The organism is Limosilactobacillus caviae (assembly GCF_014635905.1).
Lineage (GTDB): Bacteria > Bacillota > Bacilli > Lactobacillales > Lactobacillaceae > Limosilactobacillus > Limosilactobacillus caviae.
In genome coordinates this window covers 611,157-632,352 of record NZ_BMDS01000001.1, presented here as the reverse complement: position 1 = coordinate 632,352, position 21,196 = coordinate 611,157, and the positions used below count along the sequence as shown (strand labels likewise).

General features: G+C 40.1%; 2 protein-coding genes. Both read right to left on the bottom strand.

Translation table 11 applies throughout. The features are described 5' to 3' along the window. A partial coding sequence (locus IEU90_RS02650) for a mucin-binding protein (protein ID WP_188357675.1) occupies positions 1-4,734 on the bottom strand: 4,734 nt, incomplete at its 3' end. Between the two features lie 682 nt (positions 4,735-5,416). Beyond that, positions 5,417-20,812, bottom strand: coding sequence for a mucin-binding protein (locus tag IEU90_RS02645; protein ID WP_188357674.1), 15,396 nt, complete (start codon positions 20,810-20,812; stop codon positions 5,417-5,419). Between the last annotated feature and the right edge of the window lie 384 nt (positions 20,813-21,196).

Below are 21,196 nucleotides of genomic sequence, written 5' to 3'. Positions count from 1 at the left end.
CTCATTTGTAACCTTTGGTCCCTCTGGGTAGTTAGGGTTGATTGGTTCACCCGGTGTACCAGGCTTATTTGGCTTGAAGGTAGTTGTACCGTGCTTCAAGACAACCGTGTAAGTTTGCGTAGTATTGTCATCATTGTCAAAGACTGCGCCGGCTGGGAAGCCGTTACTTACAAGAACGTAGCCTTGGTCTTCAAGCTGCTTAATCGTTGCCGCAGTACTGTAGTCGATTAGGCTGCCTGGTTTACCAGTTAAGTTACCAGAAGTTGCGATTTGCGCGTTGTTGTTATCTTGATCAACGTAGTTAACAACAGCGTTTTGGTCGTTAACAACTGGAGTGTAGTGAACCGGTGTATCCTTACCAGGATCAGTAGGAGTTACCGTTGGTACCTCTGGAACGAAGCCTGGAATTGATGGTACTGGTTCATCTGGCGTTACCTTAGCTGGGTTCTCTGGATCAGTTGGGTACTGTGGTGTTGGTACGTTTGGAATTGGCTTGCCCGTTGGGTCAACTGGCACGATCTTACCATTCTTAGCGTACTGAACAGTAACCGTGTAATTATCATTTTCGTGAGTAAGCGTTACGCTCTTAACATTGACGCCATCGCCGTCACGATCAACGTTAACTACGTGGTAGCCTTCAACAACTGGTGTCTTAACGCCAGCAACAGATTGACTGCCGCTCCAAGTCAATGGTGTTACCCATTGACCAGTTACCTTGTCAAGGACACCTTCAGCAGTGAAGTTAACAGTTTGTTCAACTGGATCACTGATCTTGTTGCCATTTTCATCAACGTATTGAACAGTCCGGGTAACATTCTTTGTTACTTGGTCGGAACCTTGTGGGTACTTAGGACCTTCCGGATCGTTAGGGTTGATTGGTTGACCTGGCTTACCTGGTTCATTAGGGTTAACTGGTTGTTGGCCATGCTTCATCGAAATGGTAAAGTGCTGGTCAGTAGCCCCATCATTATCAAATTCCATGCCGCTCTTAAAGTCAGAATTTACGTATACATATCCGAGATTTTCAAGTGCGGTTACAGCATCGTTAATACCATTAAAGGTAATTTGTTCTCCGCTGATACCATCTTTTGCGTTGAACTTCGTTGTTATACCATTAACAACAACCTGTTGGTTTCCATTGTCTTGATCAACAATTGTTAAGTCCGCTTTTTGAATTTGATTGTAAACAACTGGGGTATCCTTACCTGGATCAGTTGGTGTTACTGTTGGTTGGCTTGGAACCCATCCTGGAACATCAGGAACTGGCTCATTTGGTGTTACCTTCGTTGGGTCTGTTGGATCGTTAGGGTATTCCGGAGTTGGTACATTTGGAATTGGCTTTCCTGTTGGATCAACAGGGATAATCTTACCAACCTTCTTGTAAACAACTTCTGTTACAACGTTTGGATTATCAGTAGTTGCTGTTAATCCACCAGCAGTCTTAACTGTAGCAACGTAACCCTCAATTACTGGAACGTCAATTACGCCAAACTTGTGACTAGTTTCCTTCCATGATCCTTCAGTAATTGTCTTACCAGTGACAGCATCAACAACATCTGGAGTCCGAACAAATTCGCTCGTTTGAACATTGTTTTCACGAAGCGTGTTGCCACTTTCATCAACAAACTTAATTGTTTGTGATGCTGGAAGTTTTTGACCATTCTTTTCAACTGTACCGTTTTCTTCGTAGCTAACAGTAACAGTATAATTTTCATCTTCATGGCTCAATACCACACCTGCAACATTATCGCGGTCAGCATCACGACTGACAGATACAACATGCATTCCATCAACGACTGGTGATTGAACACCCTTCACGTCTTGAGCGGGAGTCCAAGTTAATTCCCCTGGACCAGTAATCTTACCGTTTTCAACAGTTACTAACTTGCCGGTTACTTTATCAACAGTTCCATTAGCTGTGAAACGAGCTGTTTGGTTAACTGGAACAGCAACCTGTTCACCGGTCTTGGCATTTACATAGTTAATCGTCCGCGTAACATCTTTTTGCAGATCGGTCTTATTGTAACCTGCACCTGGGTGGTCTGGGTTTACTGGAGCAGTCCCATGCTTCATAACGATCTTAAAGTGTTGGTCATTAGCGCCATCATTATCAAACGTCTGATTTACATCAAAATCAGAACTGACATATTCATAACCAAGCCCTTCAAGAGTGTTGATTGAATCGGCATAACCGTTAAAGGCAATCTTCGTATTTTCAATTCCATCAGCATTGAATTTAGTCGTAACACCCTTAACAACGATTTGCTTACCATCATTGTCCTGATCGACAATCGTTAAGTCCGCTTTTTGAATTTGGTTGTAAACAACTGGGGTATCCTTACCTGGATCAGTTGGCGTTACTGTTGGCTGGCTTGGAACCCATCCCGGAATATCAGGAACCGGTTCATTTGGCTTTACAGACGTAGGATCAGTCGGTTCCGTTGGGTATTGCGGAGTTGGTGCATTAGGAATTGGCTTACCTGTTGGGTCAACTGGCACAATCTTACCATTTGGAGCATAAGTAACTGTTGTTTCAATATCATCTTGCGTTACTGCCGTTGCTGGTACATTTGCCTTGTCAGCATGGAAACCTTCAATAACTGGTGTTGCTACTTGATCATACTCAGTCTTTTGACCAGGAACAATTGTCCAGTCAGTATCGTATTTACCATCTTTAACCAGTTCATGGGTTACGGCATCGAGTGTAACTGTCCGACTCCATTTTGAAGTTTGAACATTATCAGCAGGAGTCTTGGTATCGGCACCAACATAATGAACGGTTTCCTTAACGTCTTTAGCATAAACAGATGGGTCAACATTCTTATTTGGATGATCAGGGTTTACTGGTAATTGACCGTGATTAAAGTGAACTTCAAAGACATTTGAACCGTCTGCATACTTAGTGCCAGGCACAAAACCATCATGTACTAATGTATAGCCTTGACTTTCGTAATCGGTGATTGAATCTTTAGTAGAATAATCAATTTCATCACCAACGTAACCCTTCAAATCGTCAGCCTTTAATTGCTTACCTGTCACATCATCAATGTACTTAACTTGACCAGTAGCGTCCTTGGCATATTCAAAGGTTACAACATAATTGTATGGCGTAAATTGACCATGGTCGGCACCATAAGTCGTCCGTAAAGTGTAACCATCAAAGGTCTTCGGTGTAGCATGCCATTCACCAGCAGAATACCAGTTTTTAGCTTCGTTAATTCCATTATTAGTTTGATCTGGATTATTAACATTAAACGCAATTGTTTCGCTATCTGCTAACTGATTACCTTGTTCGTCCACAAACTTAACAGTGACCGGCTTGTTAGGAATCAGGTTAATTGCTGTTTGGGCTTCATTCCAGTTATAGTAATCAGTGTTTTTGTGGTAGTTAAAGGTACCCATGTAGGTATAACCCTGATTATTATACTTGGCGATAACGTGATTCATTTTGGCTTCAATGTCACCATTATCATGTTCATAAGTTAACCCTTGCACACCGGAAACAGTAAACATGTCGGCTGGATCAATCGTGCTCCATTCAGGTCCAAAGTATTCACCATATTGAGCACCTGAACCATTTTGACTGCCTTTCGGGTTAGGGTTGTCCATAATCTTCTTGTACTTAAAGGTATGAACTTGGTAATTATAGTTTCCTTTTGATTGGATATTATTAAAAGTATCGACAAAAGTTGCCTGATCGTCTAATTGATAACCAGGAATATCAATGGCCCGCAAAAGGAACTTTGAAGCTGAAATACTTGTCTTATCACCATGAAGATAAGCATAACTATCAGTTGATGAAGCATTTCCACCAACAGATGATGTTGAGAGTACTTCACCAGTATCTTCATCAACGTAACGAACAAGAATTGGTGAGATTGGTGCATATTCTAAGGTTAAGTTAACATCCTTATCCTTAATTTTAGCCATATTGCCAGCCATGGTGAAGTTTTCATCAAGGACCTCAGGATTTAGTAATTTATAACCCGTTGGCGCCATCCCAAATGAATAAAGGCTTGTCCCGGTTTTACCTTCATCAATAAATGTACCATTATGTCTAAAGTTGTAATTAAATACGGTTGAGTATGTTACCGGAGCCTTACCTGTCGTAACGTCCACTGCCTTTACATTAACCTTATAAACTTGGTTAACATTTTCATTTGTGGTTGCAGGTGCCTGTAGTTTAGAAGCCTCTAACCCTTGAACACTAATTGCATTTGAAGCGGCAGGCGTTGTAGTAGGGATAAATGTTTCTGTCTTAGGGGTTTGTGCAACATTTGAAGCAGCACTATTTTGCGATGCGCTTGGTGTAGCAGATGATGCAGCAGGTGTTTGCTGGCTAGTAGCTGCACCGGCATTAGAAGAAGCATCATTAATTGCAGCAGAGGCGGCACTTTTAACGGTTGCTTCATAGTCATTAGCGACTGGTGTTTTAACATTTCCAGCCGGGTTGACAACAGCAGCAGGGGCAGTTGATGCATTAGCCGCGGTTGCTTGTTTCATTGTAGCAGTGCTTGCAGAAGCAACCACTAAATTATGGTCTGTTTGTTCTGCTCCGGCACTACCAGAATTAGATGCTGAGTTTGCATCCGTGGTGTCGGCAGATGCAGTTCCAGCGAAAGTTACCCCTAATAAAACTGAGGCAACTCCTACACTTAGTTTCTTGATTGTGAACCGTTGCTTATTTGGTTCATTTTTCTTAATTTGTTCTTGTAAATTCCTGTGAGATAGCATTTTATTTATCCCCCTTAATCAATAGATAAGTATATATTACATTCCATTAAATAGCTCCCATAACTTATCATCATTATTAATGATAAAGGTTTTGCGTTAAATGTAAATAGCACTTTTAGCAAGTTTTGTTATCAGTTGATATTTAATCTCTATTAAAAGCTGATAAGTCAACGTTTGTAAAGGAATAATTTTTTGCTAATTTTCTCCAAAAAGCTAAGACGCATGAAAATATTTTCATTTATAGTTAGTTATATTTTTGTATTTCAGTTAACGGACTTTTTATTTTACCGTTCCCTCTTAAACCTATATAAAACGGCAATTAATAGCAATTAATATTTTTCAGTAAACGGAAATTCTCTTATTATCCCGCCCTTATTCTATTAATTTATAAAATAATCCATATTTTTATATTAAAGTACCAATAATCTATCTATTGAACTCAATCACTGAGAATTAAGCATTAAAATCATCATTTCTATAATATACAATTAAAAGTGTTCCAATATTATCAAACGATAAATATTGGAACAATCAAAAAAGCCCTACAGATTTCCTGTAGAGCTTTCTTGATTAATGCAACAAGCTGCTTGCAATGAATTTTCGTTAATCCACTTATATCCATGTTAAGTCATAGCAATTAACTCAACTTGTTGCATTGTTTAATTGTCCGAACATAAAATTATTAATCTTCTTTACGACGCTTCTTTCCTAAGCCGACAAGTCCGGTTAATCCAAGGGCAGCAAGACCAAGGACTGCTGCGCTATTATTTTCATCATTACCTGTTTGTGGCAATGTCTTAGCATCTGACTTAACAGCTGGCTTTTGGGCAGCAGCTTGCTTAGCAACAGGTGCTTGCGGTTCTGCAGAAGCTGCTGGAGTATTTTCAGCTGGCGTTGCAGGACTTTGTGGGGTCTGTGGAGTAACCTTCTTGCCTTCTTCATTACCATTATCACCAGGATTTGCTGGGGTATTTGGCGTTACCTTATTAGGTGTCTCGTTATCATCACCACCAGGGTTACCTGGAGTTTCTGGTTGTTCTGGAGTAACCGGCGTAGTTCCACGATCGTAAATAACTGGCGTATTCGTACCAGGATCAACTGGTGTTACTGTTTCTTGCTCTGGAGTGTAGCCAGGAACAGTTGGTACCGGTTCGTTTGGTGTTACCTTCGTTGGATCATTAGGGTCAGTTGGGTAAACAGGATGATCTGCACCTGGAATTGGCGTACCAGTTTGATCAACTGGAATAATATGACCATTTGGTGCGTAAGTAATCGTCTCAACACTATCCTTGTCTGGATCAGCTTGTGGAGCATTAGCCACAGCTTTATCAGCATGGTAGCCGTCAACAACCGGAGTATTAACATTGCTGTAGCTATCATCTGTAGTCCATGGAGTTGAGCTAATTACTTCACCAGTTACACCATCAACTGATACGTGACGGTGCCATTGAACTGTTTCAACGTGGTCTGCTGGGTTCTTTTCACCAGCGCCAACATAATGAACAGTAAAGGTCGTCTTCTTTTGGGTAGCATACTTACCACTTTCATCATCGCCACCATGAGGGTTTTGAGGAGTAAAGATTGTTTCAGCATGTTTCAAATGAACAACGAAACTATTTTCACCGTCAGTAAATGTTTCACTACCATCCTTAAAGTTGTTAGATACTAATTCGTATCCTTTGCCTTCAAGGTCACTGATCTTATCAGTAGTCGTGTAGGTAATCTTATCGCCGACTTTACCACTGAAGTTATCAGTCGTAATTGTCTTACCAGTAGTGTCATCAATGTAAGTTACCTTACCTTGAACCGTAGCTGGAGTTACTGGAGTGTAAACTACCGGTGTATCTTCGCCAGGGTTAGTAGGTGTTACAGACGGAACTTCTGGATTGTAACCAGGAATAGTTGGTACCGGTTCGTTTGGCGTTACCTTAGCAGGATCGCTAGGATCAGTTGGATATTGTGGAGTTGGTACGTCCGGAATTGGGTTACCGGTTGGATCAACTGGCACAATCTTACCATTTGGCGTGTAAGTTACAACAACCGTGTAATCACTGTCACCATGGTTTACTGTAACCTTAGCAACGTTATTGCCGTTACCGTCACGACTAACATTTGTTACATGGTAGCCGTCAACTACCGACGTGTTTTGACCATTCAAGTCACCGTTTCCAGTCCAGGTAATTGGTGTTACCCACTTACCAGTGACATTATCGATGACCCCGGTACCAGTAAAGTGAGCAGTTTGTTCAACTGGGTCGTGGAGCTTATTACCGTTGTTATCAACATAGGTAATTGTCCGCGTTACGTTCTTCGTTACCTGATCTGATCCATTTGGATATTGAGGACCAGTTGGATCATTAGGGTTAATTGGCTGACCCGGCTTACCAGGATTTTCAGGAGTAATCGGTGTTGTTGTGTGTTCAACGTAGATTACAATGTTCTGATCACCCTTCGTAATACCAGTTGGGATCGTTACATCTGGGTTAACAACCTTGTAGCCCTTATTAGTAAGTGAAGTAAACGTACCAGTCTTATCATAACTGAAACTGGTGCCGACATTTTGATTACCGCTTGTCTTACCATATTCAGGCAAGTCAGTGTTGTCAGTTACATCATGAACGGTAATCGTGATTGAACCCTTGTCTTGTGTTGGTGTTGGCTTAGTGTAAGGTACCTTGGTATCGCCAGTTGGTGTATCTGGAGTTACGTTTGGCACATTAGTTGTCCAGCCTGGAACGTCTGGCGTAGGTTCATTTGGCGTTACTTTCGTTGGATCAGTTGGGTCATTGTGGTATCCAGGTGTTGGTGCATTTGGAATTGGGTTACCAGTTGGATCGACTGGGATAATCTTACCGATCTTGTGGTAAACAATGGTAATCTCTTTATCAGCATCACCTGGAGTTGCAGTTTGACCTTCATAAGTCTTTTGTTCCGCAACGTAACCGTCAATTACTGGGGCATTAGCATTAGCATACTTATAACTATCAGCATTCCAAGTACCGGTCTTACCAGACTTCGTAAATACAAACATGTCATTAGTATTATCATCTAATAACTTAGCATTACTGTTGTCACCATCGACATAGTGAACAATTTGCTTACCAACAACTGTTTGGTCAGCTGGAGTTGGTGTTGGTGTTACTGGGTTCTTAGCGTAGTTAATGGTAATTGCAATATTGCCATTAGTATGGTTAATTGTCTTACCAGCAACCGTACCTGTGCTACTGTTAATGTCACTTAAGTCTTCATTTGAAGCAGCGATGTTAGTAATGTGGTAACCATCAGTCTGAGGCCCTGCTACTTCATCAAAGGAAGCTTCATCAGCATCCCCATCCTTAACTGTCCAAGTCATACCATTAGCATTGCCAGTAATCTTGCCGTCCTTATCAACAGTTACCCATTGACCAGTAACCTTATCAAGTACTCCATTAGCTACAAAAGTAAGACTCTTTTCAACTGATGGAATATTGAGGCCGTCACCAATATAATTAATCGTCCGTGTAATGGTCTTAGTTAATTGTTCTGGTTGTGTACCATCTGGATACTTAGGACCATCTGGGTTATCTGGATTAATTGGTGTATTAGGTGTCTTTGGACCTGGTTGATCTGGATTTACTGGAACAGTATCGTGAACAAGGTTAACTTCGTAAGTAACTGTACCATTCGTGTAAGTTACCGTACCTGTTGGATAACCATCATGTTCAAGTTTATAACCTTGGTTAGTGTATTTAGTGATCGTATCCTTCGTGCTGTAATCTACATTTGAACCTTCATTACCAGTTGAAGTTGCCGTTTCAAGGGTCTTGCCCGTTGTCTTATCAACATAGTTAACAATTACGGTACCCTTTTGAACTGGAGTAGGCGTTACTGGTTTCTTGGCTAACGTAATTACTACTGAACTGTTTTGACTAGTTGGCGTAATTGTTTCACCAGCTACAACCCCATTATTCATATCAACATTAGCAATGGTGTTGTTTTCACTCACTTTAACAATGTTGTATTGGGTTGTATCAATAGCTTTAGTTGCGTCAAAGTCATGGTTTTCAGCGTTCCAAGTAACATGACCTGCACCAGTAATCTTACCGTTTTCAACTGTTACTAATTGACCAGTTACAAGGTCGACCACACCATTACCAGTAAAGGTAAATGTTTGATGAACCGGTGTCTCTGCTTGACTACCATCTTCGTAAACGTATGTTACATCACGTGTTACGGTGTTAGTCAACGTTTGTGGAACAAAGTTAGCCGGAATCTTATGTGGATGTTCTGGATCATTTGAATTTGGAACTTCTTGGCCAGGCTGTCCTGGTTTTTCAGGAGTAATTGGCGTAGTTGCGTGAACAAAGTGAACTTCAAAGACGTTGCCATCCTTTGCGAAGGTTTCGTTACCATCATCAAAGTTGTTTGATACTAAGTTGTAACCTTGACTTACGTAATTAGCAATCTTATCAGCCGTAGTGTAGTTAATCTTTTGACCAACATTACCACCAAATGTTGCTGAGGCTAGAACGTTACCAGTTGTGTCATCGATGTAAGTAATTGAACCATTAGCGGGTACTGGAACGTCTGGGGTCTTAGTCAAAGTAATAACAATCGTACTATTCTGACTAGTTGGAGTTACTGTTTCACCAGCAACTGCCGTACCATCCACCTTAGCAGTAGTTCCATTTTCAGTGATGTTTGATACATAGTAACCATCATGATCAATTGCAGCTACATTAGCAAAGTCTTGTGAGTCATGGTTCCAAGTGATCTTACCACGTTGGTTAAGAATGTTACCATCCTTATCAACTGTGACAAGGTTACCAGTTACCAAGTCAATTGTTCCTTCACCAGTAAAGTTTACGGTTTGAACAACATCAGCATGCGCCTTTGTTCCGTCAGTGTATTGGTACTGAACAGTCCGTGTAATCGTCTTTTCAAGATCAGTCTTAGATAAGTTTGGATTACTTGGAGTTGGCGTTTGTGGATGTTGTGGATCAACAGGATCAGTTGGGTTAGCAGGATTTTCTGGAGTTACTGGACGAGTACCATGCTTAACATTAATCACTACCCGTTGATTGCCATCAGTGTATTCAGTTGGAATAGTTGGCAATTCACCGTCAAGGACATAACCATTGTCTTCAAGAGCTGGCAAGTCCTTAGCATTTGGATTGTAGCTAAAGGCTGTTCCTTGATCTTCCTTCGTTTGAGGTTGACCATAACCTGGAATATCAACATTATCTGTTGTGTCATGGTAGATAACTTCAATTGTACCCTGCTTTACAGGTGTTGGTGGTGTTACCTTTTTAGCCAACGTAATTACTACTGAGCTGTTTTGACTAGTTGGTGTAATTGTTTCGCTTGCTACCACACCATTAATACGGTCAACGTTAGCAGTAGTATTTGTCTTACTGATACCAACAATTTGGTAATTAGTAGTATCAATTGACTTAGTGGCATCAAAGTCATGATCATCAGTATCCCAGCTTGTCTTTTCAGCACCAGTTACACGGTCAGTTACTGTCTTACCGTTGAAAGTAAAGCTTTGGTTAACTGGCGTATCTGCTTGACTACCATCTTCGTAAACGTATGTTACATCACGCGTTACGGTCTTAGTAACATCCTTAGTAGTCGTATCGTGAGTTAAGTGAACTTCAAACTTGTTTTCACCATTCGTAAATGATTCATTACCATCTTTGAAGTTATTGGATACTAGCTTGTAACCTCGACCTTCGTAATTAGCAATTCGGTCAGCCGTAGTGTAATCAATCTTTTGACCAACACTACCACCGAAACTTGCACTTTCGAGCGTGTTACCAGTCGTATCATCGATGTAAACAATTGAACCATTAGCAGCTACTGGAACTTCTGGGGTCTTAGCGTAAACAACTTTAATCGTTGAGCTTGCAGTATTGCGATTTACAGTTTGTGCAGTAACCGCACCATTGGCATCGACAGTAAATCCTGAAATACCGTTGCCGCTCACAGAAATTACGTGGTAGCCATCAGCGGTCTTCGCAGCAATTGCATCAAAGTTGGCATCTGTATCTGGAGTCCAAGTCAATCCATCAGCAAGACCAGTAATCTTACCATTTTCAACAGTTACCCACTTACCAGTTACATTATCTAAGTAACCAGAACCTTGGAACTTAGCTTCTTGGTGTTCAGGAGTTAAGCCTGGCATTACATTACCTTGTTCGTCAACATAAGTTACATCACGTGTAATTGTACGATCAAGGTATTCCTTAGTGTAACCATCCTTGTCATCTGGATGATCTGGGTTTACCGGAGTTACACCATGGACTAAGTTGATTACCCACTTTTGACTGATGCCATTCTTATCATCAGTGTTGTCGTAGTTACCAAAATTAATTCCAGCATAGTTAGTAGCATCTAGGTTAGTACCGTTGTATGAAGCACCATCCCAAACGTAACCCTTGTTCAATAAGTTTTGAACAAATTCTTGAGCATTGCCAAAGCTGATTGCATCGCCTTCAAGACCAGGTTGAGTGTAACTACCTAAGTCTTGTTCTTGACCAGGAGTTGCATCGCGAATAGTCAATTGAGCATTTTGTTGCGTCTTAGCTGGAGTTACTGGAATATAGGTTACAGATACGTTTACGTTTGCACTGTTTTGATCAATTCCAGTGATTTCCTTAACGTTCTTGTTACCGTCATCATAACCATCTTGAACACTGGCAATATAACCATCAAGATATGGAGTTACAACAGTACTGAACTTATTACCATCTTGAGCAGTCCAAGTAATGTTTTGAGTTTGATCACTTAATTCCTTGCCATCCGCGTCAGTCCACTTCTTAGTTACTGAGTCGTAGTATGCTGTACCGTTAAAGTGAAGTGTTGCTGTTTTATCAGCTGGAGCTTGTGCATTTCCACCATTAACTACATAATGAACAGTTTCAGTTACAGTCTTTTGAAGATCATCTTGGTTCAAACCGTTACCTGGCTTATCTGGCGTTACAGGAACAATATTATGCTGTACATAAATTGTGTAACTGTGATCACCCTTAGTAACTTGAGTTGGAATTGTAACATCTGGGTTAAGTACCTTATACCCTTTACTTTCAAGATCGCTAATTGTAGTGGTCTTGTTAAACTCGAAGTTAGAACCAACATCTTGAGTACCAGTGTTCTTACCATATTCAGGTAAGTCTACATTATCAGTTACGTCATGAATAGTAACAATAATTGAACCTTGATCCTTAACTGGTTCAGCGTCCTTATCATAAGTTACAGTTACGTTTACGTTTGCACTATTTTGATCAATTCCTGGAATAGCCTTAACGTTGCCATTACCATCATTGTAGTTATCACTAACTTGAGTTACGTGGTAGCCAGGAACTACTGGTGAAATCACAGTATCAAATTGGTGACCATCTTGACCAGTCCAAGTAATGTTTTGGCTTTGATCCTTAAGTTCATTACCACTTGCGTCAGTCCACTTCTTAGTTACTGAATCGTAATATGCTGTACCGTTAAAGTGAAGTGTTGCTGTTTTATCAGCTGGAGCTTGCGCATTTCCACCGTTAACTACATAATGAACAGTTTCAGTTACAGTCTTTTGGAGATCATCTTGGTTCAAACCATTACCTGGCTTATCTGGCGTTACAGGAACTACAGTATGGTCAACGTAAATTACAAAACTTTGATCACCTTTAGAAATATGAGTTGGAATTGTAATATCTGGATTAAGCACCTTGTAACCTTCATTAGTTAACTTAGTAATGTTGCCTTGAGTGTCGTAAGTAAATGTAGTACCAACATTTTCAGTACCACTATTTGCTTCGTAGCCAGGAACATCTTGACCAGTCTTAACATCGTGAACAGTTACCTTAATTGAACCTTGTTCTGCAACTGGAGCTTGCTTAGTCAAGTAAATAGCAAATTGTTGATTACTATTATTTTCAGTAACAAAGTTACCAAAGTTCAATTCGCTGTATGACTTACCGCTCATTTCAACATTGTTAGTTACATCTTGGGCATGGTCAAATACATAACCATTGTTAATGTAAGCAGAAACAATATCAGAAGCACTACCGAAGTTAATTGCAGTACCCTTAGCACCAGTATCACTTGCTGTACCAACTTGCTTACCATCTGCGTAAATTGCCAATCCAGCTTTATGTGTTTCAACCGGGTTTGCCTTGTAGTAAACAGTAGCTTCTACATTACCATGGTCATAAGCAACATTTTGGATTTCTTGAATATCATTACCGTCAGCCAATTCACTTGGGGTAGTCTTAGCAGCATCAATTGTGTATCCTGCAATGGTTGGTGATACAACCTTAGCTAAGGTTGTTGGATTTGACCAAGCAAAGTCACTTAACTTAGCACTACTAATGTCAATTTGGTTAGCAATGTCATAATCATAAGTGATTACACCATTTTCAATGCTCTTAATCTTAAGCATCTTGCCAGTTACCTTGTCAACACGACCTTGGCCTTTGAAGGTAAGAGTATTGGTGTAGTCTGTGGCAACAGGCTTATTAGTATCTTCATCAACATAATGGACTGTTTCAGTAACAGTTTGTGTCAAATCAGTTCGACCATAAGCATTTTCTGGATTAATTGGAGCGTAATCATGTTCAAGATATACGTAGAATGATTGATCTACACCAGGCTTGTCATCAAATGTCCATTGACCTGCGGCATTCGCATAATCAGTACCGTATTTAGTTGGGTTATTTGGATCACTAGTTGCTTGAACAATGCTATTAACCTTGTAGCCAGCTTTAATTAAGCTATCGATAGTAACTTGAGCACCGTTGAAGTTAATTGCAGTGTTATCGTCACCGGACGTCTTGAAGTTAGCAAGTTCCTTTTGGTTATCACTAAGATCAATGATGTGTAAGTCGGCATTTTCGGCTTGTGGCTTTTCATCTGGAGCATAAGTTACCGTTACTGTGTAATCTGAACCAGTGTGATTAATAGGAGTTGAAGCTACATCATTGCCATTTGCATCCCGATCAACACTTACAACGTGGTAACCCGGAATCTTAGGAGTGGTTACCCCATTAAATGTTTGATCTGCTGACCAAGTTAATGGAGTAATCCATTCACCAGTTACCTTATCAAGGACACCCTTTGCCGTGAAGTGTACTGGTTGTTGAACATCATTTGGTGTGTATTCACCGGCACCTTCATAATGAACAATCCGCGTAATGTCCTTAGTAAGGTCAGTTTCGCTAGTACCATTTGGATACTTAGGTTGTTCATTTTGTGGACGTGGGTCATTAGGGTTGATTGGTTGATCTGGAGTACCTGGATTTTCTGGAGTTACTAGAACAGTATCGTGTACCAAGTGAACTTCAAAGGTGTTCTTAGAAGCATCCTTATTAAAGACTTCTTTACCGTCAGTGAAGTCTTTAGATACTAACTTGTAACCCATGTTGATGTAACTGTTGATCTTATCTTGAGTAGTGTAATCAATATTAGCATCAACATTACCGCTAAGCGAATCAGTCTTCAAAGTACTTCCTGTAGTATCGTCAATGTAAGTTACCTTACCAGTTGTGGTATCTGGTGTTGGTGCGGCATCCTTAGCATACTTAACTGTTACTGTGTAATCTGAACCAGTGTGGCTAATCTTAGCACTATCAACGTTTTGGTTGTCGTTTGTGTCCTTATCAACACTTACGACATGGTAACCCGGAATCTTAGGAGTGGTTACCCCATTGAATGTTTGATCTGCTGACCAAGTTAATGGAGCAGTCCATTCACCAGTTACCTTATCAAGGACACCCTTTGCCGTGAAGTGTACTGGTTGTTGAACATCATTTGGTGTGTATTGATCTGCACCTTCATAATGAACAGTCCGCGTAATGGTCTTATCAATTGAAGCTTTGTCCGTTCCCGATGGGTACTTAGGACCATCTGGATTATCAGGGTTGATTGGCTTATCTGGCGTACCCGGCTTATCTGGAGTTACAGGTTGAATACCATGCTTAAACGTTACGTAGAATGTTTGAGTATTGCCGTTAACATTGTCAAAGCTTGGTTTAGTACCATTTGCATCAAAGCCATTTGATACCAATACATAACCTTGCTTTTCGTATTCAGCAATCTTGTCGGCAGTACTGTAGTTAATTGCATCCCCTGCTAGACCAGTTAATTGATCACTTTGTCCTAAATCAACAGGATGAGCTGGGTCATTTACGTCTTGGTAAACAACTAACGCATTTTGTTGTTCAGGAGTTGGAGCATCCTTAGTGTAAACAACATTTACAACTTGGTTAACGCCACGTTCAGGAGTAGCAAATTTTACGGTCTTAGTACCTGGAGTGTAACCTGTTACTGCTGGTGAATCAACATCAGTAAAGGCACCCTTATCAGAAGACCAAGTACCTTCATTTACAACTGCACCCGTTACTTTGTCAACAGTGTTAGTCCGCGTCCAGTTAATAGTTTGCGTTGCACTATCATCTGGAGCCTTTGTACCATCTGCCATGATGTAGTGAACATGAGCAGTAGTTGTTGCAGTTTCAGTCTTGTCCCCAGTTGCGTGTTTCAAGTAAATCTTGAAGCTTTGGTTAGATTGAGAATCATTGTCAAAACTTGGGTAAGTGAAACCATTTTGGGCATCCCCACTCATACCTTGACCTTCAGATTTTTCAAATGTGTAACCATTGTTCAAGTAGTTTTGTAGTTGCGCGTTTGAACCGTCAAAACTAATTTGCTTACCTGATTCGCCACCAGCGGAGTAAGTTGCCAATACTCGTTGATTTTGTGGATCATTATCATCAATAATTTGTAAATCAGCAGCTTGAGCAGAACGGTTGTAAACAACAGTTACACGTTGGTTTACATTACGTTCTGGAGCGTTAAACTGAACTTTTTCAAGACTTGGGGTGTAACCATCCTTTGAAAGATCTGGGGATGTTACATCAGTAAATGCATTCTTGTCAGCTTGCCAAGTACCTTCCTTTACAGTAGCACCAGTTACTTTATCAATGGTATTGGTGCGGGTGTAAGTAACAGTTTGAAGATCACTATCTTTAGGAGCTTGTACCCCATTATCCGCAATAACATAGTGAACTTGAGCAGTTGCTGTAGCAGTTTCAGTCTTGTCTTCAGTATCGTGAACTAAGTAGATCTTGAAGTCTTGAGCATCGTTACCGTAAGTTGGGTAAGTGTAACCACTTTGAGCATCTCCACTAAGATTACCAGCAGTCTTTTGAACCTTGTAACCTTGACTCAAGTAACTTTGAAGGATCTCATTTGAGTTAGCAAAGTTAATTTGATCTTCACTCTTACCTTCGTTACTAAATGAAGCCAATTGCTTAGGTGAGTTAGCATCGTTGTTATCAATAATTTCAAGGGTTGCCTTTTGCGTAACTTCAGGTATCTTGTTCTTAGTGTAAGTTACAGTTACATCGTTAACCTTTTGACCTGGATAAACAGTTACGCCCCCAACAGTTGAAATGTCAACCTTGTCATAACCTACTTCACTAGGAGTCTTAGAAGCTACAGAATCCATGTTTTGGGTTGTTGGCGTCCAAGCACGATCCTTATCAGTAGTCGTTACATTAGTAGTGCCATCAGTACTGTAGCCTAAGATTTGACCAGTTACCTTATCAATCACGGCATTACGTTCAAAGGAAACCGTTTGAGTGTAAGTACTCTTACCATCTGGAGCCCCATTTACTGGAGTTGTGGTACCATCTTCATTTACACCAACATAGTTAATATGACGAGTTACTTCAGTAGTTAAAGCTTCCTTCGTCAAACCATCTGGGTAAACGGATGGAGTATTCCGTGGATCATTAGGGTTAATGTTGCCACCAGGATTATGTGGCTTCTTTGGTGTAATTACTTCAGTTTGGTGACCGTAGTAAACGTTAACCACTGCATCCTTGGTGTTGCTATTGACAGTTACATGATCAGCTTGGGCTAAGTCTGGAGCAGTGTAACCTGCGTTTGAAAGATCTGATGAAGTTACTTGAGCCCAGTCACCAGTGTTCCAACCATCATCAGTAGCAGCCTTAATAAAGGTCTTACTATCAGCACTAACAGTACCGTAACCCATATCTTGACCAGTTGATGATACAACGTGTGTCCGTGATAATGTCACGTTTTGGGTTGTTGGATTACCAGCAATCAAGTTAGTTGGAATCTTTTCACCAGTTACCCGGTCATAGTAGTTAATCGTCCGCGTTACAGTCTTAGTCTCAGTAGTACCAGTGTATGTCGGTGCTTCTGGAGTCTTAGGATTGTAAGTAACGACAGTTGTTGGGTTTTGGTTTGGATCTGGAGTTGGTGCTGGAACATTCGTCTTGTCTGGAGTGTATCCATCAAGGTTTGGTGTTGGTACATCAGTGTAGTTATCTGGAGTAGTCCAGTTACCAGTTGGGGTAGTTACCCCTGTGACCTTATCCTTAGTTCCTGGCCGAGTCCAAGTAATTGTTTGCGTGCTATCGGATGGTGGGTTAGTCTTGCCATCTGAAACAACATAGTGAACAGTTGAAGTAGTAGTCTTCTTGTCCGTTACGTTTTCAGTATCGTGAACTAAGTACAACTTAAAGTGTTGGTCACTAGCACTGTTGTTATCAAAGTTGCTGAAATTGATTTCACTGTATGAAGTTGGGTTAGAGGTTTGGTTTTGATCATTTACAAAACTATCGATCTTGTATCCCTTAGAGATTAAATCAGCAACGTAATTTGTGGAACCACTAAATGAAATTTGGGTACCAGTCTTACCACTATTATTGAAACTATTAAGTTCCTTGTTGTTATCGGTCTTATCGTAAATAACTAAGTCAGCTTTTTGTTCAACTTCTGGATTTGGATTATAAACAACAGTTACTACTTGATCACGATTTGGTTGTGGAGTAGTAAAGTTAGCGACAGCTTGATCTGGAGTGTAACCAGTTACAGTTGGTGAAGTTACACTAGTAAAGCTGCTCTTGTCTGGAGTCCAAGTTCCTTCAGTAGTTGCACCAGTAACCTTGTCAGTAGTGTTAGTACGAGTCCAATTGATTGTTTGAACCGGACTATCAGCTGGGGCAACTGGCTTGTTAGCTTCATTACCTGCCACAACATAATGAACGTGAGCATTAGTTGTTGCAGTTTCAGTCTTAGTATCAGTTCCATGAACCAAGTAAATGTTAAAGTTTTGAACATTACCGTCAATATTATCAAAGTTACCAAAGTTAATATTTGATGCAGTACCAATTGAGTTGCCATTGGCATCAGTTGCACTATCAAATACGTAACCTGAATTCAAGTAAGCTTGAAGGGTTTGTGGTTCACCATCAAAGCTAATTGCACTATCCTTTGTACCATTATTGTTCTCAAAAGCAGATAATTGCTTGTTGTTTTCAGTCTTATCGTAAATAGTAACCTTAGCTTTTTGTGGGGTATCTGGAGTCTTAGCATCTGGAGTGTAAACAATCGTGACATCAATATCACCAGATGTTGGAGTTACGTTAACTGCATTTGCACTACCATCAGCGTTAGCATTTACGTTACCAGTAATGTGGTATCCAGCTACTGGTTGACCAGCAACTTGAGTCAAAGTACCGTTAGCAGGAGTCCAAACAGTATCACCAGTCTTGCCAGTTACCAAGTCCTTGGTAGCAGTTCCGGTAAAGGTAACTTTTTGGTCTGCTTGTGGAGTCAAGTGACTTTCTGGCGTAGTGCCATCAGTAAAGATGTAGTGGAAACGACGCGTTACATCTTGGTTAGTTGTAACTTGTTGCGTTTGGTGACCATAGTAAACATTGTAAACAAGGTCTTGAGTAGTTGGTGTTACTTCATGAGCCGCCACAATATTTGCGCTAGTTCCATCTTGGAATTCTGGAGCGGTGTAGTTGTAAGCACTAAGATCAGTTGAACGCTTAGCATTAAATTGAGTGCTAGTTTCACCATCAGCAGTATGCCAATCTTGAGTTCTAAATGATTTACCATCACTGCCAACAGTACCGTAACCTACAACTTTACCATCTTGATCCAAGACCTGAGTACGAGTGAAAGTCACTTCATCAGTAACTGGATTTTGGCTAATTAAATCAGAAGGAATCTTTTCTCCAGTCACTTTGTCGTAGTAATTAATTGTACGATGAATTGTCTTAGATTCTTCAACACCTTGGTGGTAAGTAGTAGTTTGAACTGGGTTCTTAAAGTGAACAACGAATGCTTGAGTAGTGTTGTCATCGTTATCATAAACTGGGAAATCAACACTAGTAAAACTACCACTTGCTGAACCATTAGTTACACCATTACCAGTAGTACCGTTGTAAACATAACCTTGACCAATCAAGTTAGTAACAGTAGATGCAGCATTAGTGAAACTAATTTTGCTCCCTGCATCCCCACTAGCATCTTGTTGTGTACTCAAACTTGCACCAGTATCATCATTTACAAAAGTGATGTTAGCTTTTTGAGAATTGCTGATAGCTCTATAAAGAAATACTACATCTTGATTACCCGGCCGACGTCCATTAAAGAATGCCGATCTATCACCTTGTGCAGTAGCTGCTGCTGCATCTAATTTTGGATCTCCAGTGCCTGCTGTATACACTGAAGGCAAGCTTTGGGTAGTAATATTACCAGCTTGAACTAACGTAGCGGACATTGCGCCAGGTACAGCGTCATTAGGTTGAATGTCATAAGTATTTAATGTAACGGTTCCGCCATCATCAAGTTGCTGAGTTATGTACAATCTGCTTGGACCATAATCCGTAGTACTTATATTAATATTACCTTTACGTCCGCTTCCAATAGTTCCTTTAAGGGGAGTATTTAATACATCTCCTACGGTAATATCTACGCCAGAATTATTAGTTAAGACACTATTAAGAAGCGTCTTACTTAATTTCGAAGAATCGTAGCCATTTTCACCACGATCTACCTTAGTATATACCTTACCGTTATATGATACTTTTAAAGGTCCATCATCAGTAACATCATAAGTTTGACCGGAGATAAGTTTTTCGGAAGTCTTATGTGCCATTACTTCTCCAGTATCAGCATTTACATACCAGATAGTTTGCTGAACCTTTCCCGGAATCTCTCCACCAGCACCATTCCAATTTTGCTGAGCAATTGGAGAATCATTAACCGGATCTCCATTTCTATATACAACAGTTAAGTTAGCACTACCAAGAGTAAACGCACCTGTACTTGGGACTGCTACAGGGCTTTTACCATTTCTATCATATAAGTTAATCCGAGTATATCGATAACCTGTACCAGAAAGGTGGGCGTTGACTGCACGCGAATAAGTATAAGTACCACCCTTATATACATTACCATTGGTTTGAGTAATTGTTAGCGGTCCATTCCATGGTCTTGTATATGTATCTTTTCCAATAGTAGCTGCTAATTTATTACCTACATAAAAATAAATATTTTCTCCAGGATTATCCTTATCAGTAGCAGCAGTTAAAATGTTACCATTACTTTTATCACGCCATTGCGTAATACCAATCTGAGCAGCTGGAACGTAGCCACCAAAATAAGTATCATAATCACTGTTATTACTAATATTAAAATCTGGTGTAAACGTAGATAAATCTACTGGAGTATCATTGTTTGAATTAGTAGCAAGTAACGAAGTACCGAATAATTGAGCCAAGTTGGCGTTATTAAATGTTGATGTATCAAAACTTTGTGTATTGAAAGTTTGTGTACTAGCACTAGCAATTGTACTCTCTGGTGCTGCACCAGCATTGGCTTCAGCAGCTGATTGTGGAAGTGCCGACTGCTCGCTTACAGCACCTGCTTGGCTTGCCATAGTAGCGCTAATTGCAGCTTCATATTCATTTGCAACTGGAGTCTGTATGTCACCAGCTGGATTTTGTGCTGTCGCAGTAGATCCACTAGCTTGATTAGTAGCGGTAGCTTGTTGCAGTGTTTGATTACTTGCCGAATTTAAAACTAAATTATGATCCGTTTGTTCAGAATCAGCACTAGTATTATCATCAGCTGTGTCTACTGTATCAGCAGATACACCGTTAGCAAAAGAAATCCCCAAAAGAACAGAAGCTACACCAACAGATAATTTCTTGATGGTGTAACGTTGCTTTTTAGGTTCATACTTCTTAAATTGTTCCTGATGATTATTCCGTGATAACATCTAAATTCCCCCTTAGTATTTTTTATATCGCCAGCAATAAATATAATAAATAACTATAATACTTGTTTTAATTTAAAACACAACCATTCTTTTGCCGATTTTTAATGCAGAAAGTCGCAATCAAGGTTATCATTCGATAAAAGCTTGATATATTCGCACTTTCGCCTCCTTTAAAAAGCTAAAAAAGGTTTAAGTTTTTTTAAACAAATGATTTTTTTGTCATTTGTTAATCGTTAAGCATTTTACTTTCATTATATCATTTGATAAGGAACTAAAAATCTAACTCTGAGCTAAATTCATACTTTTTACATTAATAATTTATTTATTTTCCTTCTTAATTTCACCAAAATAAAAACAAAAGGCTGGGAGAAAAAGTTATTTTTC

What these genes read in the sequence shown, in the direction of transcription:
- IEU90_RS02645 (WP_188357674.1), bottom strand. Translation starts at nt 20,812, where the DNA reads ATGTTATCACGGAATAATCATCAGGAACAATTTAAGAAGTATGAACCT.